The sequence below is a fragment of the Gordonia rhizosphera NBRC 16068 genome, from assembly GCF_000298195.1.
Lineage (GTDB): Bacteria > Actinomycetota > Actinomycetes > Mycobacteriales > Mycobacteriaceae > Gordonia > Gordonia rhizosphera.
Window position 1 is genome coordinate 1 of record NZ_BAHC01000096.1, and the last position, 23,659, is coordinate 23,659.

Below are 23,659 nucleotides of genomic sequence, written 5' to 3' on the forward strand. Positions count from 1 at the left end.
GGCATGCGAAAGTGGACTATTGACCACGGGGTGCAGCTGAACGTGGACTCGTTAGCACCCCGCCGGGCCGCGGTACTCGGCTCCCCGGTCGGTCATTCACGTTCGCCGGACCTGCATCTGGCCGCCTACCGGGCCCTCGGACTGGCCGACTGGCGCTATGACCGGATGGAGTGCACGGCCGAGGATCTGCCCGGGCTCGTCGGCTCGGCCGGACCCGAGTTCGTCGGATTCTCGGTGACGATGCCCGCCAAGAAGGCGGCGTTGGCCTTCGCCGACGAACGCACCGAGCGCGCAGACCTCGTCGGGTCCGCCAACACGCTCGTGCGCACCGGCAACGGCTGGCGCGCGGACTGTACCGACATCGATGGGATCGCCGGTGCGCTGCGCGAACTGGACGTCGACGCGAGCCGCAACGGCGCCGCGGTGATGGTGGGCGCCGGCGGCACGGCGCTGCCCGCGGTTGCCGCGTTGTCCGACGCCGGGTTCACCGAACTCGCCGTCGTGGCCCGCGACGAGACCCGCGCCGCGCCGGTGCTCGCCCTGGCGCGACGCCTCGGCATGACCACCTCGCTGCTGCCGTTCGAGGACGGCCCCGAACTCGCCGCGCACAGCCGCGCCGCCGAGGTGCTGGTGTCGACGGTGCCGGCCGACGGTGCCGCGGTGCTCGCCGACTCGTTGGCGGGCGCACCCCGGGTGATCGACGTGATCTATCATCCGTGGCCGACACCTCTCGCCGCTGCGGTGTCCGCGGCCGGCGGACGTGTCGTCGGGGGGCTGGTCATGCTGCTCAACCAGGCCTACAGCCAGGTCGAACAGTTCACCGGACTGCCCGCGCCGAAAAATGCGATGGCCGCCGCCCTGCGCTGATCCCACGCCGCCGACCCACCCCATCGTCGATCGTGCGCACCCTGGCGTCGATCGTGCGCATGGCAGCGTTTCCCACGCACGCTCGACGGGATTCTGCGCACGCTCGACAGGACTCTGCGCACGCTCGACATTCTGCTGTGCACGCTCGACGAGGGTTGATTCCGTCGACGGCGCGGTAGCAGCAGCGCGGGTGTAGCAGACAACCCACGATGGTGGCGGATCTCGTCCACAGCCCCCGCACCATCCACAGCACGCCCGATCCCGTAGTCGGATCGGGGGCATTGCGCGCCATCCTCGTCGGATGAGCGTGTGTGTTCTTTCGCTGTGGCTCGGCGTGATCGCCGTGACCGACCACCGCACGGGGCGGATCCCGACCCCGTTGGTGTGGCCGGGAGTCGTCGCCACGTTGGTGAGTTCCGGCGCCCATCCCATGGTGCTGCTCGCGGCAGCCCTCGCCGCCACGCCGTACCTGCTGGCCGCGCTCGCCGGGCTGTGCGGCGGCGGCGACATCAAACTCGCCTTCGCCGGTGGAGGGCTCGTCGCCGATCCATTCGCCGCGTTGCTCGTGGTGTTCGTCGCCGCCGTGGCCGGCGTCGCGACCCACAGCCGCCGTTCACCGGCCGCACGAACCCGACCACACGCCCCGGCCCTGGTTGCGGGCGTGATGTGCGTCCTTGCACTGTCCTGACCAGGCCGTGGCGGAACGATGTCGACCGCATGGAACAATTGGTCACTGTGTTGCGCTGGATAACCGCCGGAGAGTCCCATGGCCCGGCCCTGGTCGCCATCGTCGAGGGGATGGTGGCCGGAGTAGAGGTCACCTCGTCCGACATCGCCGAACAACTCGCCCGCCGTCGCCTGGGCTACGGGCGCGGTGCGCGGATGAAATTCGAGGCGGACAAGGTGACGCTGCTCGGTGGGCTGCGGCATGGCAAGACGATGGGTGGTCCGGTCGCCATCGAGATCGGCAACACCGAGTGGCCCAAATGGGAGACGGTGATGTCGGCGGACCCCGTCGACCCGGCCGTACTCGAGGGCAGTGCGCGCAACGCACCGTTGACCCGGCCCCGCCCCGGTCACGCCGACTACTCCGGGATGCTCAAGTACGGCTTCGACGACGCACGTCCGGTGCTCGAACGCGCGAGCGCCCGCGAGACCGCCGCGCGGGTGGCCGCGGGCACCGTCGCACGCAACTTCCTGCGCCAGGTGTTCGGCATCGAGGTGCTCTCCCACGTCATCTCGATCGGTGCGAGTGAACCCTACGATGGTCCGGCGCCGCGCTTCAGCGACCTGCAGGCCATCGACGACTCGCCGGTGCGCGCGTTCGGCAAGACGGCCGAGGAGGAGATGATCGCCGAGATCGAGGCCGCCAAGAAGGACGGCGACACCCTCGGCGGAGTGGTCGAGATCGTCGCGACCGGTGTGCCGGTCGGTCTCGGCTCCCACGTCAGCGGCGAAACGCGGCTCGACGCACGGCTGGCCGCCGCGCTCATGGGCATCCAGGCGATCAAGGGCGTCGAGGTGGGCGACGGCTTCACCACGGCCCGTCGTCGCGGCAGTCAGGCCCACGACGAGATGGTGCCCGGTCCCGACGGCGTGCTCCGTTCCACCAACCGCGCCGGCGGCCTCGAGGGCGGCATGACCAACGGCGAGGACCTGCGCGTCCGCATCGCCATGAAGCCGATCTCCACCGTGCCGCGTGCGCTGTCCACCGTCGACATGTCGACCGGCGAGGAGGCCAGCGCCATCCACCAGCGTTCCGACGTGTGCGCGGTCCCGGCCTCGGGTGTCGTCGCCGAGTCGATGGTCGCGCTCGTGGTCGCGCAGGCGGCGCTGGAGAAGTTCGGCGGCGACTCGGTGGGGGAGACCGCCGAGAACCTCGCCGGCTATCTCAAGCACGTCGCGGCACGACCCCCGCATCCCGCATCATGAGCACCGAGGCCACCCATCGTCCCGTCGCGGTGCTCATCGGTTTCATGGGCGCAGGCAAGTCCACGGTGGGTCGGATCCTCGCCCGCCGCCTCGGTGTCGACTTCATCGACACCGACAGCGAACTGGTCCGCCGCGAGCGACGACCGATCCCGGAGATCTTCACCGACGATGGGCCGCAACGGTTCCGGGAGATCGAACGTGACGTCGTCCTCGATGTGCTCGAGTCGCATCACGGCGTGGTCGCACTCGGGGGCGGCGCGGTGATGACCCCGGCCGTTGCCGATGCCCTCGCCGGACATCGTGTGGTCTACCTGCGCATCTCCGCCGACGACGGTTTCGAGCGGGTCCGCGGCAGCGACCGTCCGCTGATCGCCGGCGACGATCCGCACGAGCGCTACCGGGAACTCCTCGCCGAGCGCGACGACACCTACCGCCGGGTGGGCACGATGACCGTGGACGCGGCGGCCGGTGCCCCCGGCGTCGTCGCCGACGCCATCCTCGAACTCCTCGCCGCGGCACCGACTCCAGAAAGGGCGACCACCACATGAGCGAGCCGATCCGGATCTCGGTGAACGCGGGCGCACCCTATGACGTCGTCATCGGGCGCGGTCTGCTCGCCGAGGTGGCGACCGCCGCGCAGGGTGCCGACCGGGTCGCCATCCTGTATCAGCCGACGCTGGCCAAGACCGCCGAACAGATCCGGGAGTTCCTCGCGGACAAGGGTTTCGATGCCCATCGGGTCGAGATCCCGGACGCCGAGGCCGGCAAGGACCTCTCGGTCGCCGCCTTCTGCTGGGATGTGTTCGGTCGCATCGGGATCAAACGCAACGACAAGGTGATCAGTCTCGGCGGCGGCGCGGCCACCGACTTGGCCGGCTTCGTGGCGGCGACCTGGATGCGCGGGGTCGGCGTCATCCACATCCCGACGACGCTGTTGGCCATGGTGGACGCCGCGGTCGGCGGCAAGACCGCGATCAACACCGACGCCGGCAAGAACCTGGTCGGTTCGTTCCACGAACCCGACGCCGTGCTGATCGACATCGCCACTTTGGAGACGGTGCCACGCAACGAGGTGGTGGCCGGGCTGGCCGAGGTGATCAAGACCGGCTTCATCGCCGATCCGACGATCCTCGACATCATCGAGGCCGATCCATCGGCGGCGCTGGATCCGACCGGCACCGTGCTGCCGGAACTGATCCGCAGATCCGTGCAGGTGAAGGCGGACGTGGTGTCGGCCGACCTCAAGGAATCGTCGCTGCGGGAAATCCTCAACTACGGCCACACCCTCGGGCACGCCATCGAGCGCCGCGAACGCTACAGGTGGCGTCACGGCGCCGCGGTGTCGGTGGGCCTGGTGTTCGCCGCGGAACTGGCACGTCTCGCGGGCCGGCTGGACGATGCGACCGCCGACCGTCATCGGACGGTGCTGGAGTCCGTCGGGCTGCCGACCCACTACGACGCCGACGCGTTGCCGGATCTGATGGAGGCGATGGCCGGCGACAAGAAGAACCGCTCCGGGGTGCTGCGATTCGTGGTGCTCGACGGCCTTGCCAAGCCGGGCCGTCTCGAAGGACCCGATCCCGGGCTGATCGCGGCCGCGTACTCGGCGGTCGCCGGCGACGCGAAGCCGTCCGGCGGGGTGCTGCTCTGACCGGATCGCGCCGAGACATCTCCCGCGCGGCCGGTCCACGGCAAAGAAGGCCCGCTCAGCCCGCGATGTGCTCGTCGTCGCGGTCGGGATGCACCGACCAGTCGTCCTCGGTCGGGTTCGCCCTGCGCTGCTCCCAGCGCACCAGGAAACGGCCGATCGCCGCGCCCACGAAGGCGGGGACGAAGACGAGCAGCGCGATGAACGAACCGCCCGCGATCAGCTCGACGAACAGGCCCGACTGTCCGATCCCGGCGAACACGAATCGGCCCAGGAACCATCCGATCGCACCGGCCACCAGACCGGCGAAGACACCGGCCTGCAGCCATCGCACGGTCAGATCCTCGTAGTCATCCGGATCGGGGTTGGCGCGCGCGTCGACCACACCGTCGATGCCGCCCCATACCAGCGCCACCAGCACGACGGCACCGATCGCGATGATTTTCCAGACCGTCGAGTGCAGCGGGGCCTCGACGACGGCGACGCCGAGCAGCACGCGGGCGATGACATGAACCGCGGTCATGGCCAGACCACGCAGCAACCACGAAGACATAGCGGATAGGGTACGCAAAGTAGAACGTGTTCGAAAACACACGGTCGCCCAAGCGCAATCCCTCCACCACGATCGTGATCGACCCGAGCCGGCGCGGTAGCGTGTGGGGATGCCCGCCGACGCAGTGACCAGCGATTACCGTGCCCGCCGCGACCGTCTGCGCAGCCGACTCGCCGATGCCGACGACCCCGCCGAGGCCTTCGTGGTCAGCGATCTCGTCAACCTCCGCTACCTGACCGGCTTCACCGGGTCCAACGGTGCGGTCCTGATCTGGGCCGACGACCCGTCCGCCGACCGGATCTGCACCGACGGGCGCTACATCACCCAGGTCGCCGAGCAGGCCGGTGATCTCGAGGCCGTCATCGCACGCAACTGCCTGGCCGAGCTGACCCAGCGGGCCCGAGACGACGGCGCCGCGCAGATCGGCTTCGAGGCCGACGCGGTCACCGTCGCCGAGCATCGCGCCCTGCTCACCCGGCTGTCGGACAGTTCCGGCGACGACACACCCGGCACCGAGTTGATCCCGATGACCGGGCTCGTCCAGCGTCTGCGCGAGGTCAAGGACGCCGGCGAGGTGGCGTTGCTACGGCAGGCCTGCGCGGTCGGCGACGAGGCGCTCGCCGCCATCATCGAGCGCGGGGTCATCCACGCCGGCGCCACCGAACGCGAGGTCGCCCGCGCCCTCGAATGGGAGATGTACGCACGCGGCGCCGACGCCATCGCCTTCGAGACGATCGTCGCGGCGGGCGCGAACTCCGCGGTCCCGCATCACCGGCCGACCGACGCGGTCCTCGCCGACGGTGACTTCGTCAAGATCGACTTCGGTGCCGTCGTCGGCGGCTACCACTCCGACATGACCCGCACCTACGTGCTGGCGCACGCGCAGGACTGGCAGCGGGAGATCTATGAGCTGGTGGCGACCGCGCAGGCGGCGGGCCGTGCCGCGCTGCATCCGGGCGCGGACCTGCGCGCGGTCGACGCCGCCGCGCGTTCGGTGATCGCCGACGCCGGGCACGGCGAGCACTATGTGCACGGTCTCGGACACGGCGTCGGACTCGAGATCCACGAAGCACCGGGAATCGGCTCGCTGGCGACGGGTACACTGCCTTGCGGCGCAGCGGTGACCGTGGAGCCTGGCGTCTACCTCCCAGGCCGAGGTGGCGTTCGGATCGAGGACACCCTCGTCGTCACCGACGACACCCCGGAGCTGCTGACCGCCACCGACAAGGCATTCACCGTCATCTGACGGCAGTCGACTCACGAAGACGAAGTAGGGAAGAGAACACTCATGGCGACCACCGCCGATTTCAAGAACGGCCTCGTGCTGCGCATGGACGACCAGCTCTGGCAGATCCTGGAGTTCCAGCACGTCAAGCCCGGTAAGGGCCCGGCGTTCGTGCGGACCAAGATCAAGAACGTGCTCAGCGGCAAGACCGTCGACAAGACCTTCAACGCCGGCGTCAAGGTGGAGACCGCGACCGTGGACCGTCGCGACATGACCTTCCTGTACAACGACGGCACCGACTACGTGTTCATGGACGCGCAGGACTACGAGCAGTACTCCCTCTCCCCGGAGACCGTCGGTGACGGCGCCCGTTTCCTGCTGGAGAACATGACCGTGCAGGTGTCGCTCAACGACGGCAACCCGCTGTTCATCGAACTCCCCGTCACCGTCGAGATGGAGGTCACCCACACCGATCCGGGTCTGCAGGGTGACCGCTCGACCGGCGGCACGAAGCCGGCCACCATGGAGAGCGGCGCCGAGATCCAGGTCCCGCTGTTCATCAACACCGGCGACCGCCTCAAGGTCGACTCGCGCGACGGCAGCTACCTCGGCCGCGTCAACGCCTGAGAATTCCGACGTACACCGTGAAACAACCCGGTACCCGGCACAAGGCCCGACGCCGCGCGATCGACCTGCTGTTCGAGGCGGAGGCCAAGCAGATCAGTCCCGCACAGCTGGTCGGCGAACGCCGTGAACTGGTCCGCAGCGATGAGAGCGTGGGCCACATTCACGACTACACGGCCGCCGTCATCGACGGCCTGGCCAACGACATGCCGCAGGTGGACGCCGTTGTGTCGTCGCACCTGCGGGGCTGGACACTGGAACGGCTGCCCGCGGTCGACCGCGCGATCATGCGCCTGGCGACGTGGGAGCTGTTCAACTCCGCCGATGTGGACCCGATCGTGATCGTCGACGAGGCGGTGGAGTTGGCCAAGGAGCTCTCCACCGACGACTCACCGGCCTTCGTCAACGGAGTGCTCGCGCAGATCGCCGATCTGGCACCGCAGGTCCGCGCGGCTGCGGCCGCCGGGAGCGGAGCGAGCGGGGCGGATGCTACGGCCGCCGGGAGCGGAGCGAGCGGGGCGAGCGGGGCGGATGCTACGGCCGCCGGGAGCGGAGCGAGCGGGGCCGGTGGTGCGTCCGCCGGCGATGCAGCGCAGCCTGCACCAGAACACGACTGACCTCAATCCGAAGCGACTCGGTCGGTCCGGGCCGCCCGTGTAGAGTGTCGCAAGACAGACATCCTTTAACGATCCGTCCGGCGAGGCGGAGAAGGAGGTCGGCTCGGCCATGCCGACAGATGGTGTGCAGCCCACCGATGGGACCCGTTCCGCGCAGCGGGTTCTGCTCGATGCTTCCGACGTTTCCCGCACCATCGCTCGTGTCGCCCATGAGGTGATCGAGAAGACGGCGCTGGACTCTCCCGGTGCGCCCCGTGTGGTGATCGTCGGCATCCCGACGCGTGGCACGTATCTGGCCACCCGTCTCGCCGACAAGATCAACGAGTTCGCCGATACCGAGGTCCCGGTCGGCTATCTCGACATCACGCTCTATCGCGACGATCTGCGCGCGAAACCCCACCGACCGCTGGAACGGACGGTGGTGCCGTCCGGCGGCGTCGACAACGCCGTGGTGATCCTCGTCGACGATGTGCTGTTCTCCGGCCGGACCGTACGCGCCGCCCTGGACGCGCTGCGCGATCTCGGCCGGCCGGCCGCGGTCCAGTTGGCCGTGCTGGTGGATCGTGGGCACCGCGAACTGCCGCTGCGTGCCGACTACGTCGGCAAGAACATCCCCACCGCCCGTGACGAGAACGTCTCGGTGCATCTCGTCGAACACGACGGTGTCGACGAGGTGGTGCTCAGCGCCGCCCCGAGCCACGGCGCGGCGAGCGCGGAGGTACGGGCCTGATGCGGCACCTTCTGTCCACCGCAGATCTGAGTGTGGACGAGGCGACCGAACTCCTCGACGAGGCCGAACGTTTCGAACAGGCGTTGACCGGACGTGAGGTCCGCAAACTTCCGACGCTGCGCGGGCGCACGGTGATGACGGTGTTCTACGAGAACTCCACGCGGACCCGGGTGTCCTTCGAGGTGGCCGGGAAGTGGATGAGCGCCGACGTCATCAACGTCAGCGCGTCGAGTTCGTCGGTCGGTAAGGGCGAGTCGCTGCGCGACACCGTGAAGACGCTGCACGCCGCCGGTGCCGACGCGCTCATCGTGCGTCATCCGGCGTCGGGCGCCGCCCACCAGATCGCCGAGTGGACCGCGACGGAAAGCGGCGGACCCGCGGTGATCAACGCCGGTGACGGCATGCACGAACATCCGACCCAGGCTTTGCTGGACGCGCTGACGCTGCGGCAGCGGCTCGGTTCGCTGCAGGGGCGCCGGATCGCCATCGTCGGCGACATCCTGCACTCGCGGGTCGCCCGGTCCAACGCCCACCTGCTCTCGACGCTCGGCGCCGAAGTGGTACTCGTCGCGCCGCAGACGCTGCTGCCGGTCGGGGTGGAGCAGTGGCCGGTCCTCGTCTCCCACGACCTCGACGCCGAACTCGCCGCCGTCGACGCGGTGATGATGCTGCGCGTGCAGGCCGAGCGGATGACCGGCGGATTCTTCCCGAGCGCCCGCGAATATTCGGTGCGCTTCGGGCTGAACGAGCGGAGGATGGGACTGCTCGCCGACGACGCGGTGGTCCTGCACCCCGGTCCGATGCTGCGCGGCATGGAGATCGGCTATTCGGTGGCCGACTCGCCGCGGGCGACGGTGCTCGAACAGGTCCGCAACGGAGTGCACGTACGGATGGCGGTGCTGTTCCGCCTGCTCGTCGGCACCGACAGCTCAGGAGCGCAGTAGTGCAGGTGTCAGGTTCGGTCCTCATCGCCGATGTCCGGCCCTACGGGGAGGGTGACCCCGTCGACGTCCTCGTCATCGACGGCGAGATCAGCGAGATCGGCACCGATCTGACCGCACCTGACGGCGCCGACCGCGTCGAGGGCGGCGGCGCGATCCTGCTGCCCGGTTTCGTCGACCTGCACACCCATCTGCGGGAACCGGGCCGCGAAGACACCGAGACCATCCGCACCGGGTCTGCGGCGGCCGCGCTGGGTGGCTTCACGGCGGTGTTCGCGATGGCCAACACCGATCCGGTCGCCGACAACTCGACCGTGACCGACAACGTCTGGCGCACCGGCCGCGACATCGGGCTGGTCGACGTGTACCCGATCGGTGCGGTGACCGTCGGACTCGAGGGCAAACAACTCGCTGAGATGGGCATGATGAACGCCGGCGTCGCCGGGGTACGGATGTTCAGCGACGACGGCAAATGTGTCGCCGACCCGCTGCTGATGCGCCGGGCGCTGGAATACGCGAAGAGCCTCGACGTGCTCATCGCGCAGCACGCCGAGGAACCGCGCCTGACCGTCGGGGCGATCGCGCACGAGGGACCGACCGCGTCGCGGCTGGGACTGACCGGCTGGCCGCGGGCCGCCGAGGAATCGATCGTGATCCGCGACGCGCTGCTCGCCCGCGACGCCGGGACACGGGTGCACATCTGCCACGCCTCGACCGAGGGCACCGTCGAATTGCTGCGCTGGGCACGCGACCAGGGCATCGCGATCAGCGCCGAGGTCACCCCGCATCACCTGCTGCTCGACGATTCGCGACTGAACACGTACGACGCGGTCAACAAGGTCAACCCGCCGTTGCGCGAACACCGTGACAACCTCGCGCTGCGGCAGGCGCTGGCCGACGGGGTCATCGACTGTGTCGCCACCGACCACGCGCCGCACGCCGCGCAGGAGAAGGCCTGCGAGTTCGCCCAGGCCCGGCCCGGGATGCTCGGGCTGCAGACCGCGCTGCCCATCGTCGTCGAGACGATGGTGACACCCGGTCTGCTCGATTGGCGCGGTGTCGCCCGGGTGATGAGCGAACGGCCGGCACAGATCGTCGGGCTGACCGATCAGGGACGGCCCATCGCGGTCGGCGAACCGGGCAACCTGACGCTCGTCGACCCGGACACCTCGTGGGTGGTGCAGGGTGATCGGCTGGCGAGCCTGTCGAGTAACACCCCCTACGAGTCGATGACGATGCCGGCGACGGTGACCGCGACCGTGCTTCGCGGGGTGGTCACCGCCCGCGACGGCGAGGTCACCCGATGACCGGCTTCGACCTGGTCATCGTCGCCGCGGTGGCCCTCGTCTGGCTGGGGCTCGTCGCGCTCGCCATGCGGGGCTGGCGCAACCGGGGCCGGCGTCAGGCCGACCTGATCGGGACACCGCCGACGGTGCCCGCCGACCTCGCCGAACCCACCCACGGACCCGACACCGGCCTCTACGTGGGCAGCACGATCGCGCCGAGCTGGCAGGATCGGGTGGCCGTCGGTGACTTCGGCGACCGCGCCGCCGCAGCGATCTCCTCGTATCCGGACGGCATCCTGATCGATCGTCAGGGTGCCTCCGACATCTGGATTCCGCGCGCGTCGATCACTGCGGTCCGCACCGAACGGGGGCTGGCCGGCAAGGTGATGACCGCCGACGGGGTCCTGGTGATCCGCTGGGTGCTGCCGAGCGGCACCGAGATCGATTCGGGCCTGCGCGCCGACGACAAGACCGTCTACCCGGACTGGGTTGCCGAGGACCCGCGGGATCCTGCAGGCAGTCCGGCACCGGGCGACGACGACACCGAACAGGGGAAGAAGCAATGAGCACAGCGGTTCTGGTGCTGGAGAACGGGCAGGTCTTCCGTGGTCTGCCGTTCGGTGCCGTCGGCGAGACGCTCGGGGAGGCGGTGTTCTGCACTGCGATGACCGGCTATCAGGAGACGCTCACCGATCCGAGCTACCACCGGCAGATCGTGGTCGCCACCGCACCGCAGATCGGCAACACCGGCTGGAACAACGAAGACGACGAATCGCACGGCGGCAAGATCTGGGTGGCCGGGTACGCGGTGCGCAATCCCACCCGGCGAGTGTCCAACTGGCGAGCGACCACCTCGTTGGAGGACGAGCTCGGACGCCAGGGGATCGTCGGGATCTCCGGCATCGACACCCGGACCCTGGTGCGCATCCTGCGCGACCACGGCTCGATGCGGGCCGGGGTGTTCTCCGGCGCCGCGCTCGCCGACACCGACGAACTACTCGCCCGGGTGCGCGAGCAGCCGCAGATGAAGGGTGCGAACCTGGCCGGCGAGGTCACCACCGACGCCGGCTACGTGATCGAGCCCGCCGGCGAGGCCCGATTCACTGTCGCGGCAATCGATCTCGGCATCAAGACCAACACCCCGCGGATGTTCGCCGAGCGCGGCGTCCGCGTGCACGTGCTGCCCTCGACGGTGGGCGTCGACGCCATCACCGAGCTGAAACCCGACGGTGTGTTCCTGTCCAACGGGCCCGGTGACCCTGCCACCGCCGACGCGATGGTGGAACTGACCCGCGGTGTGCTCGGCGAAGGGTTGCCGCTGTTCGGGATCTGCTTCGGCAACCAGATCCTCGGCCGGGCCCTCGGCCGCAGCACCTACAAGATGAAGTTCGGGCACCGCGGCATCAACATCCCGGTCATCGACCACGCGACCGGCAAGGTGTCGATCACCGCGCAGAACCACGGCTTCGCGCTCGAGGGTGAGGCCGGCGAGGAGTTCGACACCGACTTCGGCCGGGCCCGCGTCAGCCACGTCTGCGCCAACGACGGGGTCGTCGAGGGTGTGGAACTGCTGTCCGGACAGGCGTTCTCCGTCCAGTACCACCCCGAGGCCGCGGCCGGGCCACACGACGCCGCCTACCTCTTCGACAAGTTCGTCACCCGCCTCGAGGGTGGCTCAGCACAAGGAGCGAGTGCCTGATGCCGCGCCGTACCGACATCTCCCACGTCCTGGTCATCGGGTCCGGCCCGATCGTCATCGGGCAGGCCTGCGAGTTCGACTATTCCGGCACTCAGGCGTGCCGCGTCCTCAAGGCCGAGGGTCTGCGGGTCAGCCTGGTGAACTCCAACCCGGCCACGATCATGACCGACCCGGAGTTCGCCGACGCCACCTACATCGAGCCGATCACCCCCGAATATGTGGAGAAGGTGATCGAGGCCGAACGCGACGCCGGTCATCCGATCGACACGGTGCTCGCCACCCTGGGCGGGCAGACGGCGCTGAACGCGGCGGTGGCGCTGCATGATCGCGGCTCACTCGAGAAATACGGCATCGAACTGATCGGCGCCGACTTCGACGCCATCCAGCGCGGCGAGGACCGGCAGATGTTCAAGGACATCGTCGCCAAGGTCGGTGGCGAGAGCGCCCGCTCGCGTGTCTGCCACACCATGGACGAGGTTCGCGACACCGTCGCCGAACTCGGCTACCCGGTGGTGGTGCGGCCGTCGTTCACCATGGGCGGCCTCGGCTCCGGTATGGCCTACGACGAGACCGACCTCGAACGGATCGCCGGTGGCGGTCTGGCTGCGTCCCCGACGGCGAACGTCCTGATCGAGGAGTCGATCCTCGGCTGGAAGGAGTACGAACTCGAGCTGATGCGCGACAACCGCGACAACGTGGTGGTCGTCTGCTCGATAGAGAACCTCGACCCGGTCGGTGTGCACACCGGCGACTCGGTCACTGTCGCGCCGGCGATGACGCTGACCGACCGCGAATACCAGATCATGCGCGATCTCTCGATCGCGATCCTGCGTGAGGTCGGTGTCGACACCGGCGGCTGCAACATCCAGTTCGCGCAGGACCCACGCAACGGCCGGCTCGTCGTCATCGAAATGAACCCGCGCGTGTCGCGGTCCTCGGCGCTCGCGTCGAAGGCGACCGGATTCCCGATCGCGAAAATCGCCGCGAAGCTGGCCATCGGTTACAGCCTCGACGAAATCGTCAACGACATCACCAAGGAGACCCCGGCCTGTTTCGAGCCGACGCTGGACTACGTCGTCGTGAAGGCACCGCGGTTCGCGTTCGAGAAGTTCCCCGGCGCCGACGACACGCTGACCACCACCATGAAGTCGGTGGGGGAGGCGATGAGCCTGGGCCGCAGCTTCGCCGAGGCGCTGGGCAAGGTCATGCGGTCGCTGGAGACCAAGGCGGGCGGCTTCTGGACTGAGCCCAACCGGCCCGATCCCGCCACGCTCGACCTCGACGAGCTGATCGAGTCGCTCAAGACCCCGCGCGACGGCCGCCTGTACTGGCTCATGCTGGCCTTCGAGGCGGGCGCGTCGATCGAACAGCTCTACGAGGCCACGGCCATCGATCCGTGGTTCCTCGCCGAGATCGGTGGGGTCGCCGCGCTCGGGGCGGCCATCCGCGACGCGGACACCCTCGACGAGGCGTTGCTGCGGGAGGCGAAGAGCACCGGTCTGTCCGACCGTCAGATCGCCGCGCTGCGTTCGGATCTCGCCGACGAGGCGGCGGTCCGGGAGCTGCGCGTCGGCCTCGGGGTGCATCCGGTCTACAAGACCGTCGACACCTGCGCCGCCGAGTTCGAGGCGAAGACGCCGTATCACTACTCGAGCTACGAACTCGACCCGGCGGCCACCAGTGAGATCGCGCCGCAGCCCGATCGGCCCAAGGTGCTCATCCTCGGGTCGGGGCCGAACCGCATCGGGCAGGGTATCGAGTTCGACTATTCGTGTGTGCACGCTGCGCTCACCCTGTCGGAGGCCGGGTACGAGACCGTGATGGTCAACTGCAACCCGGAGACGGTGTCCACCGACTACGACACCGCCGACCGTCTGTACTTCGAGCCGCTGACCTTCGAGGACGTTCTCGAGGTCTATCGCGCGGAGTCCGAGTCGGGAACCGTGGTCGGCGTGATCGTGCAACTCGGCGGCCAGACCCCGCTCGGGCTGGCGCACCGGCTCGCCGCAGCCGGCGTACCCATCGTCGGGACGAGTCCGGAGGCCATCGACCTCGCCGAGGACCGCGGCGAGTTCGGCAAGGTGCTCACCGCGGCCGGACTGCCCGCGCCGGCGTTCGGCACGGCCACGAGTTTCGACGAGGCCCGCGACACCGCCGCCCGGATCGGGTATCCGGTGCTGGTGCGGCCCTCCTACGTGCTGGGTGGGCGTGGCATGGAGATCGTGTACGACGAGAAGTCGCTGCAGGACTACATCTCCCGGGCGACCGAACTGACCCCCGATCATCCGGTGCTCGTCGACCGGTTCCTCGAGGATGCGGTGGAGATCGACGTCGACGCGCTGTGCGACGGCGACGAGGTCTATATCGGCGGCGTGATGGAGCACATCGAGGAGGCCGGTATCCACTCCGGTGACTCGGCGTGTGCGCTGCCGCCGGTCACCCTCGGGCGCTCTGACCTCGCGATGGTGCGGGCCTCCACCGAGGCGCTCGCCAAGGGCATCGGGGTACGTGGACTGCTGAACGTGCAGTACGCGCTCAAGGACGACACCCTCTATGTGCTCGAGGCCAATCCGCGGGCGAGCCGCACCGTGCCGTTCGTGTCGAAGTCGACCGCGGTGCCGCTGGCGAAGGCGTGCGCCCGGGTGATGCTGGGCGAGTCGATCGCGGAGCTGCGGGCGCAGGGTCTGCTGGAGTCCGACGGTGACGGCGGCGAAGCGCCCACCCACGCACCGATCTCTGTGAAGGAGGCGGTGCTGCCATTCAACCGCTTCCGTCGCGAGGACGGCAGCGGGGTGGACTCGCTGCTGAGCCCGGAGATGAAGTCGACCGGTGAGGTGATGGGGATCGACGCGGACTTCGGCCGGGCCTTCGCCAAGTCGCAGACCGCGGCGTACGGGTCGCTGCCGACGTCGGGTGCGATCTTCGTGTCGGTGGCCAACAAGGACAAGCGTTCGCTGATCTTCCCGGTCAAGCACCTCAGCGATCTCGGCTTCGAGATCCTGGCGACCGAGGGAACCGCGGATGTGTTGCGGCGCAACGGAATCGAATGCCGCACTGTGCGTAAGCATTTCGAGTCGGCCGAGGGGGAGCCGAATGTCGTCGACATCATCCGGGCCGGCGAGGTCGCGATGGTGATCAACACCCCCTACGGCAATTCGGGCCCGCGTGTGGACGGCTACGAGATCCGCAGCGCCGCGGTCTCGGTGAACATCCCGTGCATCACCACGGTGCAGGGCGCGAGCGCCGCGGTGCAGGGGATCGAGGCGGCGATGAACGGGCAGATGGACGTGCAGTCGCTGCAGCGTCGGCACGCGATCCTGGTGAACCGGAGGTGACCGGGGTGTCGGTGCAGGGATTCGGTCGACGACACCTCGACGCGGTCGGGGAGCGGGGCCGCCTGTGTGCCGGCATCGACCCGCACGCCGAACTGCTCGAGGAGTGGGGACTGCCGGTCTCGGTGGACGGACTCACGCGATTCGCGGACATCTGTGTGGAGGCCCTCGGTCCGGTCGCGGCGGTGGTCAAACCGCAGGTGGCGTTCTTCGAGGTGTTCGGCTCGGCCGGTTTCGCGGTCCTCGAACGGGTCATCCGCGGCTGTCAGGAGGCCGGTGCGCTCGTGCTCGCCGACGCCAAACGCGGCGACATCGGATCGACGATGGCCGCCTACGCGACGGCCTGGCTCGAGGACACCTCGCCGCTGTGCTCGGATGCGGTCACCGTGTCGCCCTACCTTGGGTTCGGGTCCCTGGATCCGGCAGTGAGTGCGGCGCGGGCGTCCGACCGTGGGGTGTTCGTGCTCGCGCGCACCTCCAATCCCGAGGGTGCGGCACTCCAGACCGCGACCGTCGACTCCCTGTGCAGCGAGCCTGCGAGCGTCTCCGACCGGCCCCTGAGGAGCGAGCCTGCGAGCGTCACGAAGGGCGTCGCGCAATCGATCGTCGACGCCGCGGCCGCCGAGAACGCCGACGGCACCGCCACCGTCGGACTCGTGGTGGGCGCTACCCGGGCACACGGTCTGGATCTGTCCGCGTTGAACGGGCCGATCCTCTCGCCGGGTCTCGGCGCCCAGGGTGCGACCGCGGACGACCTGCCCTCGGTGTTCGCCGGTGCCGACCTGGCATGGGTGCTGCCGGCCAGCAGTCGAGGCGTGCTGGGCGCTGGTCCCGACGTCGTGGCCTTGCGCGCGGCCTGCGAGAAGCAGCGCGACGAGATCGAGGCCGCGTTCGGCTGAGCGGGGCCAAATCTGCGGAATACGCAGCGGCTCGTCGTCGCCGCTGATTTCGTCACCACTGATTCCTGGGGGCGACGACGGCTTCGTGTCGACCCCGGGTGTGGCCCGCCGGACCGAGATCCGGTCGGGCCACACCAGGTGCGCCGCTGTTTCACACCCTGGAGTTCTCAAGGAACGTGCGTCCGGGGAGTTCCCGGGTGGTCTCGGTTGGTCAGGTTGTGCTGCTGGTCGGTGCTTGCTGTGCTGCTGGCCCGGTCTTCTCGGTCGATCCGTCTGCCGGTCGGTTGTTCTCGGTCGTGCTCGGGGTAAGGCTTTGGGTCAGGCCTGCTGGTCAGGCCCGCTCGGTCAGGCGGCGACGCCGTCGAGGTGCATCGTTCGCCGGTTGTAGGCGGGTATCGGGGTGCGGTTCGGGTCCTGCTCGACGGGTGGCAGCAGCCAGGGATGCCGGTCGGCGCCCATGATGATGTCCCAGCCGGAGGCATGGATTTGGGCGTGACACGAGGTGCAGAGTAGGCAGCCGTTGTCCAGGTCGGTGGGACCCCCGTCAGCCCAATGGTGGATGTGGTGGCAGACGGTATAGCCGGCTGCCGCACCACATTTGACACAACACTGGTCGCGGACGATCAACGCTCTGCGTTGATGATGGGTGAACAGGCGTTGCGGGTGTCCCATGTCCAACGGCACCTTCTCGCCGTCGACGATGATCGCGGTCACGGTGGCGTCACAGGACAGGGTTTTCGCCAGGGTCTGCGAGATCGGGCCCAGCCACTGCAACGCCGCGGCATCGGGGGTGTCGGCCGGGACGGTCAGATTCAACTGTGTTTTCGGGGCCGCCACCAGATCCGCGACACCCGAACTGGCGGCGTGGGCGGCCGCGTCGAGGATCATCTCCAAGGCGTCGGCGCGGCGCTGCCCGGTGCTGCGGGCATCCTCGGACCCGTCGGGTTCGGGGCGTTTACCGGCCAGGGATTCGATCGCCGACACCAGTTTCTCCCCGATCACGATGTCCAGGTTCGCCTGGACCTCCAACCGGCCGTCGTCGGTGGGCGTGCTAGTCCACTCGTTGATGGTGCGGTCCTCACCGGCCGGGACACCGCCGTGGTCGTCGGCGATCTGGTTGCCGATGCTGCGGGCGGTGTCGAGCACCTCGCGTGGGGTGGCCCCGGCAAACGCCTGAGCGAGCAGGGCGAGCTGGTGTTCGATCCGTGACACCTCGCTCAACGGTTCCGGCGACCTCTTCTCGATGTGCCCCATGCCGCGGACGAGGGCGTCGACGTGTTCCCCGGAGAAGACCCCATCGCCGCTGTAGGCGGCGACCCGTTCCAGGGTCGACAGCGCGGCCGCGATCCGCAGCCACCGGTCCGCCACCGTGGGTGCGGCACCCATCTCGATCAGCAGGGCCCGGGTTTTGCCGCCGGTCTGCCGTGCCACCCCCAACCGATCCAGCGCCCCGGCGTGCACGGCGAGTTGGTGGTCGACCACGTTACGCAGCCCCATCAGCATCTTGGTGGTGTCGAACACCTGACGGCCGGTGGCGTCGGAGGTGATGGTCAGGTCACGGACGGTGGGGAGCAGGGTGTCGAGTGGCATGCCCCAAGAGTAGTCGAACAGGTGTTCGATAGCAATAGCCAAAGCGAAGCTATTTCATTGCCCTACAACGTTTTTCACGCGTTCAATATCGCTCAAACGACCATTCTATCGTGGGAGTACGACAGGCTATTGGCATCCTTTCACCCACGCTGTGCACGTCGCCACGCCCGCGACCCCAGCAGGCGTAACCCGTTGAGCGCGACCAGGATGGTCGAACCCTCGTGCCCTGCCACACCCAGCGGCAACGGCAGGTGGCCGACCAGGTCCCAGGTCACCAGCGTGACGATGACGGCGGCGGCGAACACCAGGTTGGCGATGACCACGCGGCGGGCCCGACGGGCGAGTTGCAGCAGGGTGGGTACCGCGGTGAGATCGTCGCCGACGATGACGACATCTGCGGTGTGCAGCGTGAGGTCGGCGCCGACGCGGCCCATCGCGACGCCGACATCGGCCGTCGCGAGCGCTGGGGCGTCGTTGATGCCGTCTCCGACCACCGCGATGCGAGTGCCCTCGTCGCGCAGTGCACGTACCGCGTCGACTTTGTCCTGCGGCAGCAGGTTCGCACGGACGTCGCCGATCCCGACGGTGGTCGCGATGCGCCGTGCGGCCGCGGCATTGTCGCCGGTGAGCAGGATGGGCGACGTTCCGGTCATCTCGGTGATCGCCGACACCGCGGCGACGGCTCCGCGACGCACATGATCATGGAGCGCGACGACGCCGAGCACCGTGTCGTCAACGACGACCACGACGCTCGTGCCGCCCGTCACGTCGAAACGTCGGCGGGCGTCGGCGACCACGGACTCGGTCCGGGTGGATGCGTTCATGATCTCGACGCGGCGAAACGCGACGGTGGCCCGCACCCCGCGCCCGGGGAGGGCGACGAAGTCGACGGCCGACGGTAGGCGCAGATGGCGATCGCGTGCCGCGGCGACCAGCGCCCGCCCGACGGGGTGTTCGCTGTGGAGTTCGGCGGCGGCGGCGAGGGTAAGCACGGCGTCGGGTGTCGTCGAGGGATCGACGACGACGATGTCGGTGACCGCGGGAGCGCCGGTGGTGACCGTACCGGTCTTGTCGAGAGCCACGCGTGTGACGTCGGCGAGTCTCTCCGCGGCCACCGCCGACTTCACGAGCACCCCGTGGCGTCCCGCGGTCGCGATGGCCGACAGCAGGGGCGGCATCGTGGCGAGCACGACCGCGCAGGGTGACGCGACGATCATGAACGTCATGGCCCGCAGCAACGTCGTCTGTAGATCGGCTCCGGCCATCAGCGGGATGGCGAACAAGGCCACGGTGGCGACCACCACCACGGACGAGTAGACGGTCTCGACCTTCTCGATGAACAGCTGGGATCGGGCCTTGGTGGCGCTCGCCTCAGCGACCATCGCCACGATGCGCGCCGCGACCGTGTCGTCGGGCCGGGTGTCGACCCGCACGCGGATCGCTCCGGTGCCGTTGAGCGTGCCCGCGAAAACGGTCTCCCCGCTCGTCTTTCCTACCGGTAGGGACTCCCCGGTGATCGACGACTGGTCGACGTCGCTGGTGCCGCCGACCACCGTGCCGTCGGCCGCGATCCGTTCACCGGGACGAACCACGATCACGTCGCCGGGACGCAGATCCGCCGCCGAGACGACGACTTCCTCGCCGTGCCGGTCGACGAGACTCGCCCGATCTGGGGTGTCGTCGAGCAGGCTGCGTACCGACTCCTGCGTGCGACGGATTGCCAGGTCCTCCAGCGCGCCCGAGGTGGCGAAGATGACGATCAGCAGCGCACCGTCGAAGATCTGGCCGATCGCGGCGGCGCCAAGAGCGGCCACGATCATCAGCAGGTCGACGTCGAGCTTCCGGCCGCGCAGGGCACGCAGTCCCTCCAGTGCGGGTTCCCAGCCACCGGTCACATAGCAGGCGAGGTAAAAGGCCCACACCATCCCGGTGGGTCCGCCGGCGAGTTGTGCGACGACTCCGCAGCAGAAGAGCAGGGTCGCCGTCGTGGCCCACCGCACAGACGTCACCGACCACGTCGACGACCACCCTCGGGGGCCGACGATCGTGGGAGGCGAGGGGAGGTGCTCACGGACCGCAGAACTCACATGCGAAAGCGTACACATGTATATGTGTGCATATGTGACGGGTGTGATTGACTCTACCCATGGGCCATGGGGTGCAGGGCAGGTCGACGCCGGGCAAGCCGCTCGACGCCGGGGCCGCCGTGACGGTCGCCGAGACGCTCCAGGCCCTGGCATCGCCCAACCGGTTGATGATCCTGACGCGGTTGCGGCAGGAACCGTGCTCGGTCAATGAACTGGCCGAGGCCGTCGGCATGGAACAACCGGCCGTCTCGCATCAGCTGCGACTGCTGCGCGCGCTGGGGCTGGTGGTCGGAACCCGCAACGGTCGCAGCGTCGTCTACAGCCTCTACGACTCGCATGTCGCCGCCCTGCTCGACGAGGCGATCTACCACATTGAACACCTCCGCCTCGGCGACCGCGGCCACGACACCGCCTGACGCGACCGCGCGTAACCGCCCGCGACACGCCGACGCGGTGCAGCCAATCCGGTCATTTCGTGACGGCCACTCCCGTCACACACGTATCAGTGCAGGCAGGGGCGAATTTTTCCGATGGCCGCCGCGGCTCGGCGACGCCAAATCATCGACGTGTCGGTGACCTGCGGTTTTCCGGCAAAACCAGTAGTCAGAGAGGTGCCGGGTGCGTTGTCGGGGCCGTGGGATACCGTCGAGGAGCAAGGCACGCTACAACACCGCATCCCTCGGGAATTGCGGGGGTGGCTCTCGCAAATGCCTGCTCACGTGGGTACGGTCGCTTTCGCCGCAACATTCGGCGGTGGTGGCAGGATTGCTGTCGCGACCACCCCGGTCGCCATCGGCGACCACGATCATCAGCGTCCCCGAGGCGCTCGATGACAGTCCAATCGAAGAACGAAAGACGGAGGAACCCGTGGCCCTTCCCCAGTTGACAGACGAGCAGCGCGCTGCCGCGTTGGAGAAGGCAGCTGCCGCTCGGCGGGCCCGCGCCGAGCTCAAGGAGCGCCTGAAGCGCGGTGGCACCGACCTTCAGCAGGTCCTCAAGGACGCGGAGAACGACGAGATCCTTGGCAAGATGAAGGTTTCGGCCCTGCTCGAGGCACTGCCCAAGGTCGGTAAGGTCAAGGCACAGGAGGATCGATGACCGAACTCGAGATCGCCCCGACCCGCCGTCTGCGCGGACTCGGCGATCGTCAGCGCAAGGCGCTGCTTGAGAAGTTCAGCTCCTGAACAAGCACCCGGAGCATCACGCGAGGGGCCGACTGGTCGTACTGGTCGGCCCCTCCGCCGTGGGCAAGTCCACCGTCGTGGCGAAGGTCCGGGAGAGCCTGCCGCGGCTGTACTTCAGCGTGTCGGCGACCACACGCGCGCCGCGGCCGGGTGAGGTCGACGGCCGCGACTACCACTTCGTCGGCGGCGACGAGTTCGATCGCATGATCGCCGAGGGCGAACTGCTCGAATGGGCCGAGATCCACGGCGGTCTGCAGCGGTCCGGGACACCCCGCACTCCGGTGGAGACCGCGCTCGAACAGGGCGTGCCGGTCCTCGTCGAGGTCGATCTGACCGGCGCACGCAACGTGGTGCGCCGCCTTCCCGAGGCCATCAGCGTGTTCCTGGCGCCGCCGAGCTGGGACGAACTGGTCTCCCGGCTGACCGGCCGCGGCACCGAGACCCCCGAGGCCGTCGAACGTCGTCTCGAGACCGCACGGACCGAGATGGCCGCCCGTGACGAGTTCGACCACGTCCTCGTGAACAGCGAAGTCGACCAGGTGGCCTCCGAGTTGGTATCCTTGCTGGTCGGGCGCGATGAGTCGGTCCGGACGACACCGAACCGACGGTCCACCACAGACGTTTGAGCGGATCGCTCGCTGACGTTCAGCGGGCCCACCGCACCACAGACACATCGATCGATGCAGGAGATTGCGTGAGCACCCAGACCAATTTCGAACTGACCGAGGTCGCCGACGCACCGGCGTATGAGACTCCCCTGGGTATCACCAACCCGCCGATCGACGAGCTGCTCGAGCGTGCGTCGTCGAAGTATGCGCTGGTCATCTACGCGGCCAAGCGGGCCCGTCAGATCAACGACTACTACAACCAGCTCGGCGACGGCATCCTCGAGTACGTCGGCCCGCTGGTCGAGCCGGGCCTGCAGGAGAAGCCGCTGTCGATCGCGCTGCGGGAGATCCACTCCGACCTGCTCGAGCACACCGAAGGCGAATAGAACCTCGGGCGCGGGGATGACGGCGATTCAGAAACCCGGCTCGGAGGCCACCCGGCGCCGCCGGATCCTCGTCGGTGTCGGCGGTGGCATCGCGGCCTACAAGGTCTGTTCGGTGATCCGCCACTACACCGAATCCGACAACGACGTCCGGGTGGTACCCACCCGATCGGCTCTGAAATTCGTCGGTGCCGCGACCTTCGAGGCGCTGACCGGCAATCCGGTCTCGACCGAGGTCTTCGACGACGTCGACCAGGTCGCCCACGTCCGTCTCGGACAAGGTGCCGACCTGGTGGTCGTCGCACCCGCGACCGCCGACCTGATGGCGCGGGCCGCGGCCGGTCGCGCCGACGACTTGCTCACCGCGTCGCTGCTGACCGTGCGCTGCCCGGTCCTGCTCGTCCCCGCGATGCACACCGAGATGTGGGAGCATCCGGCGACCCAGGCCAACGTCGCGACCCTGCGTGAGCGTGGGGTGACTGTGATGACACCCGCGTCGGGGCGTCTCACCGGCACCGACAGCGGTCCCGGCCGGCTGCCCGATCCGCAGGAGATCGCGATGATCGGGGAACTGCTGCTCGAACGGGCCGATGCCCTGCCCTATGACCTCGCCGGTGTGCGCGTGGTGATCAGCGCCGGCGGCACCCGGGAACCCCTGGACCCGGTGCGATTCCTCGGCAACCGCAGTTCGGGCAAACAGGGTTTCGCGCTGGCCCGTGCGGCGGCGCAGCGCGGGGCGACGGTCACCGTGGTGGCCGGCTCCACCGCGGAACCCGGTGACCCGGCCGGCGTCGAGATCATCCGGGTCACCACCGCCGAGGAACTCTCCGATGAGATGACCAAACGCGCCGCCGAGGCCGACGTCGTCATCATGGCCGCCGCGGTCGCCGACTTCCGACCGGTGTCGGTGGCCGACGCCAAGATCAAGAAGGGTGCCGAGGGTCCGGCCCCGATCGAGCTCACCACCAACCCCGACATCCTGCGCGGCCTCGTCGAGAGCCGTGACGCCGGACGGATCCCCGCCGACACGGTCATCGTCGGCTTCGCCGCCGAGACCGGCGACGAGACCGGTGGGGTACTCGATCACGGACGCGCCAAGTTCGCGCGCAAGGGATGCGACCTGTTGGTGGTGAACGCGGTCGGCGACGGCAAGGCGTTCGGCACCGAGGACAACACCGGGTGGCTGTTGTCCTCGAGCGGCACCGAGACCGCCCTGCCGCTTGGTTCCAAAACACTCATGGCGAGCAGAATCCTTGACGAAGTCCGTGCCCTGGTGCCAGATGGTGACCGCACGGCCTGATCCGATGACCGTCGGACCGGATGTGTAGGTTGGAACGTGTTCCCGGGGATTCGACCCCGGAGTGCGAGACCAGCGATCAGTAGAGACAATCGACGGCAGACAAGACTGCCAGCGCGCCCGTATACGGGACCCGGATACCACACGGGCCCGCAAA

Annotated in this window: 21 protein-coding genes and 2 pseudogenes; 20 read left to right on the forward strand and 3 right to left on the reverse strand. The window is 68.7% G+C overall.

Going from position 1 to position 23,659, the window contains the following annotated elements:
* Nucleotides 1–3: 3 nt before the first annotated feature.
* The 5 genes from GORHZ_RS11095 (at nucleotide 4) to aroB (ending at nucleotide 4,450) form a co-directional block, all read left to right on the forward strand.
* Nucleotides 4–867 carry a shikimate dehydrogenase gene (locus GORHZ_RS11095; protein WP_006333003.1) on the forward strand — a complete coding sequence of 288 codons (864 nt, stop codon included), beginning with the start codon at nucleotides 4–6 and terminating at the stop codon, nucleotides 865–867.
* 301 nt (nucleotides 868–1,168) lie between these two features.
* The gene (locus GORHZ_RS11100; protein WP_006333004.1) at nucleotides 1,169–1,555 is read left to right on the forward strand and encodes a prepilin peptidase; all 387 of its coding nucleotides are present in this window, start codon (nucleotides 1,169–1,171) and stop codon (nucleotides 1,553–1,555) included.
* 29 nt (nucleotides 1,556–1,584) lie between these two features.
* Entirely contained in the window at nucleotides 1,585–2,799 is a 1,215-nt protein-coding gene (gene aroC, locus GORHZ_RS11105; RefSeq protein ID WP_006333005.1) for a chorismate synthase, read from the forward strand.
* Complete coding sequence (locus GORHZ_RS11110; protein WP_006333006.1) at nucleotides 2,796–3,347, forward strand: shikimate kinase; 552 nt, start codon at nucleotides 2,796–2,798, stop codon at nucleotides 3,345–3,347. The genes aroC and GORHZ_RS11110 overlap by 4 nt, the downstream gene beginning before the upstream one ends.
* Nucleotides 3,344–4,450 carry a 3-dehydroquinate synthase gene (gene aroB, locus GORHZ_RS11115; protein ID WP_006333007.1) on the forward strand — a complete coding sequence of 369 codons (1,107 nt, stop codon included), beginning with the start codon at nucleotides 3,344–3,346 and terminating at the stop codon, nucleotides 4,448–4,450. The genes GORHZ_RS11110 and aroB overlap by 4 nt, the downstream gene beginning before the upstream one ends.
* Before the next feature lie 55 nt (nucleotides 4,451–4,505).
* Here the strand turns inward: aroB and GORHZ_RS11120 are convergent, their stop codons facing one another.
* Nucleotides 4,506–5,000 carry a B-4DMT family transporter gene (locus GORHZ_RS11120; RefSeq protein ID WP_040531381.1) on the reverse strand — a complete coding sequence of 165 codons (495 nt, stop codon included), beginning with the start codon at nucleotides 4,998–5,000 and terminating at the stop codon, nucleotides 4,506–4,508.
* Nucleotides 5,001–5,109: 109 nt separating this feature from the next.
* Here GORHZ_RS11120 and GORHZ_RS11125 point away from each other — a divergent pair, with 109 nt between their 5' ends.
* From GORHZ_RS11125 to pyrF, 10 genes and pseudogenes are all read left to right on the forward strand, one after another.
* Nucleotides 5,110–6,246, forward strand: coding sequence for an aminopeptidase P family protein (locus GORHZ_RS11125; protein ID WP_006333009.1), 1,137 nt, complete (start codon nucleotides 5,110–5,112; stop codon nucleotides 6,244–6,246).
* Between the two features lie 42 nt (nucleotides 6,247–6,288).
* Nucleotides 6,289–6,852 (forward strand): elongation factor P, encoded by a 564-nt coding sequence (gene efp, locus GORHZ_RS11130; RefSeq protein ID WP_006333010.1) that lies wholly within the window; start codon nucleotides 6,289–6,291, stop codon nucleotides 6,850–6,852.
* A 17-nt stretch (nucleotides 6,853–6,869) separates the two neighbouring features.
* Nucleotides 6,870–7,331, forward strand: a pseudogene (gene nusB / locus GORHZ_RS11135) (transcription antitermination factor NusB); the annotation flags it as partial.
* A gap of 244 nt (nucleotides 7,332–7,575) precedes the next feature.
* Nucleotides 7,576–8,196 carry a bifunctional pyr operon transcriptional regulator/uracil phosphoribosyltransferase PyrR gene (pyrR, locus tag GORHZ_RS11140; protein WP_006333012.1) on the forward strand — a complete coding sequence of 207 codons (621 nt, stop codon included), beginning with the start codon at nucleotides 7,576–7,578 and terminating at the stop codon, nucleotides 8,194–8,196.
* Nucleotides 8,196–9,140 (forward strand): aspartate carbamoyltransferase catalytic subunit, encoded by a 945-nt coding sequence (locus GORHZ_RS11145; protein WP_006333013.1) that lies wholly within the window; start codon nucleotides 8,196–8,198, stop codon nucleotides 9,138–9,140. The genes pyrR and GORHZ_RS11145 overlap by 1 nt, the downstream gene beginning before the upstream one ends.
* The gene (locus tag GORHZ_RS11150; protein WP_040531384.1) at nucleotides 9,140–10,444 is read left to right on the forward strand and encodes a dihydroorotase; all 1,305 of its coding nucleotides are present in this window, start codon (nucleotides 9,140–9,142) and stop codon (nucleotides 10,442–10,444) included. The genes GORHZ_RS11145 and GORHZ_RS11150 overlap by 1 nt, the downstream gene beginning before the upstream one ends.
* Complete coding sequence (locus tag GORHZ_RS11155; RefSeq protein ID WP_006333016.1) at nucleotides 10,441–10,989, forward strand: PH-like domain-containing protein; 549 nt, start codon at nucleotides 10,441–10,443, stop codon at nucleotides 10,987–10,989. The genes GORHZ_RS11150 and GORHZ_RS11155 overlap by 4 nt, the downstream gene beginning before the upstream one ends.
* Entirely contained in the window at nucleotides 10,986–12,122 is a 1,137-nt protein-coding gene (gene carA / locus GORHZ_RS11160) for a glutamine-hydrolyzing carbamoyl-phosphate synthase small subunit (protein WP_006333017.1), read from the forward strand. The genes GORHZ_RS11155 and carA overlap by 4 nt, the downstream gene beginning before the upstream one ends.
* Nucleotides 12,122–15,457, forward strand: a complete 3,336-nt coding sequence (gene carB, locus GORHZ_RS11165; RefSeq protein WP_006333018.1) for a carbamoyl-phosphate synthase large subunit — start codon at nucleotides 12,122–12,124, stop codon at nucleotides 15,455–15,457. The genes carA and carB overlap by 1 nt, the downstream gene beginning before the upstream one ends.
* The gene (pyrF, locus tag GORHZ_RS11170) at nucleotides 15,454–16,353 is read left to right on the forward strand and encodes an orotidine-5'-phosphate decarboxylase (RefSeq protein ID WP_006333019.1); all 900 of its coding nucleotides are present in this window, start codon (nucleotides 15,454–15,456) and stop codon (nucleotides 16,351–16,353) included. Before carB ends, pyrF begins: the two co-directional genes overlap by 4 nt.
* Before the next feature lie 345 nt (nucleotides 16,354–16,698).
* Here pyrF and GORHZ_RS11175 read toward each other — a convergent pair whose 3' ends face one another.
* Together GORHZ_RS11175 and GORHZ_RS11180 are read right to left on the reverse strand one after the other, a co-directional pair.
* Entirely contained in the window at nucleotides 16,699–17,943 is a 1,245-nt protein-coding gene (locus tag GORHZ_RS11175) for an HNH endonuclease signature motif containing protein (protein WP_051998839.1), read from the reverse strand.
* A 140-nt stretch (nucleotides 17,944–18,083) separates the two neighbouring features.
* On the reverse strand, nucleotides 18,084–20,048 hold the full coding sequence (locus tag GORHZ_RS11180; protein WP_051998840.1) for a heavy metal translocating P-type ATPase: 1,965 nt from the start codon (nucleotides 20,046–20,048) through the stop codon (nucleotides 18,084–18,086).
* Between the two features lie 41 nt (nucleotides 20,049–20,089).
* Here GORHZ_RS11180 and GORHZ_RS11185 point away from each other — a divergent pair, with 41 nt between their 5' ends.
* The 5 genes and pseudogenes from GORHZ_RS11185 (at nucleotide 20,090) to coaBC (ending at nucleotide 23,505) form a co-directional block, all read left to right on the forward strand.
* Complete coding sequence (locus GORHZ_RS11185; protein WP_006333022.1) at nucleotides 20,090–20,446, forward strand: ArsR/SmtB family transcription factor; 357 nt, start codon at nucleotides 20,090–20,092, stop codon at nucleotides 20,444–20,446.
* Nucleotides 20,447–20,897: 451 nt separating this feature from the next.
* Nucleotides 20,898–21,214 (forward strand): annotated as a pseudogene (mihF, locus tag GORHZ_RS11190) (integration host factor, actinobacterial type).
* A complete protein-coding gene (gene gmk / locus GORHZ_RS11195; RefSeq protein ID WP_083877266.1) occupies nucleotides 21,211–21,840 on the forward strand; it encodes a guanylate kinase in 630 nt (209 codons plus the stop codon). Before mihF ends, gmk begins: the two are co-directional and overlap by 4 nt.
* 68 nt (nucleotides 21,841–21,908) lie before the next feature.
* Nucleotides 21,909–22,208, forward strand: a complete 300-nt coding sequence (gene rpoZ, locus GORHZ_RS11200; protein ID WP_006333026.1) for a DNA-directed RNA polymerase subunit omega — start codon at nucleotides 21,909–21,911, stop codon at nucleotides 22,206–22,208.
* Nucleotides 22,209–22,224: 16 nt separating this feature from the next.
* A complete protein-coding gene (gene coaBC, locus GORHZ_RS11205) occupies nucleotides 22,225–23,505 on the forward strand; it encodes a bifunctional phosphopantothenoylcysteine decarboxylase/phosphopantothenate--cysteine ligase CoaBC (RefSeq protein ID WP_006333027.1) in 1,281 nt (426 codons plus the stop codon).
* Nucleotides 23,506–23,659: the final 154 nt, after the last annotated feature.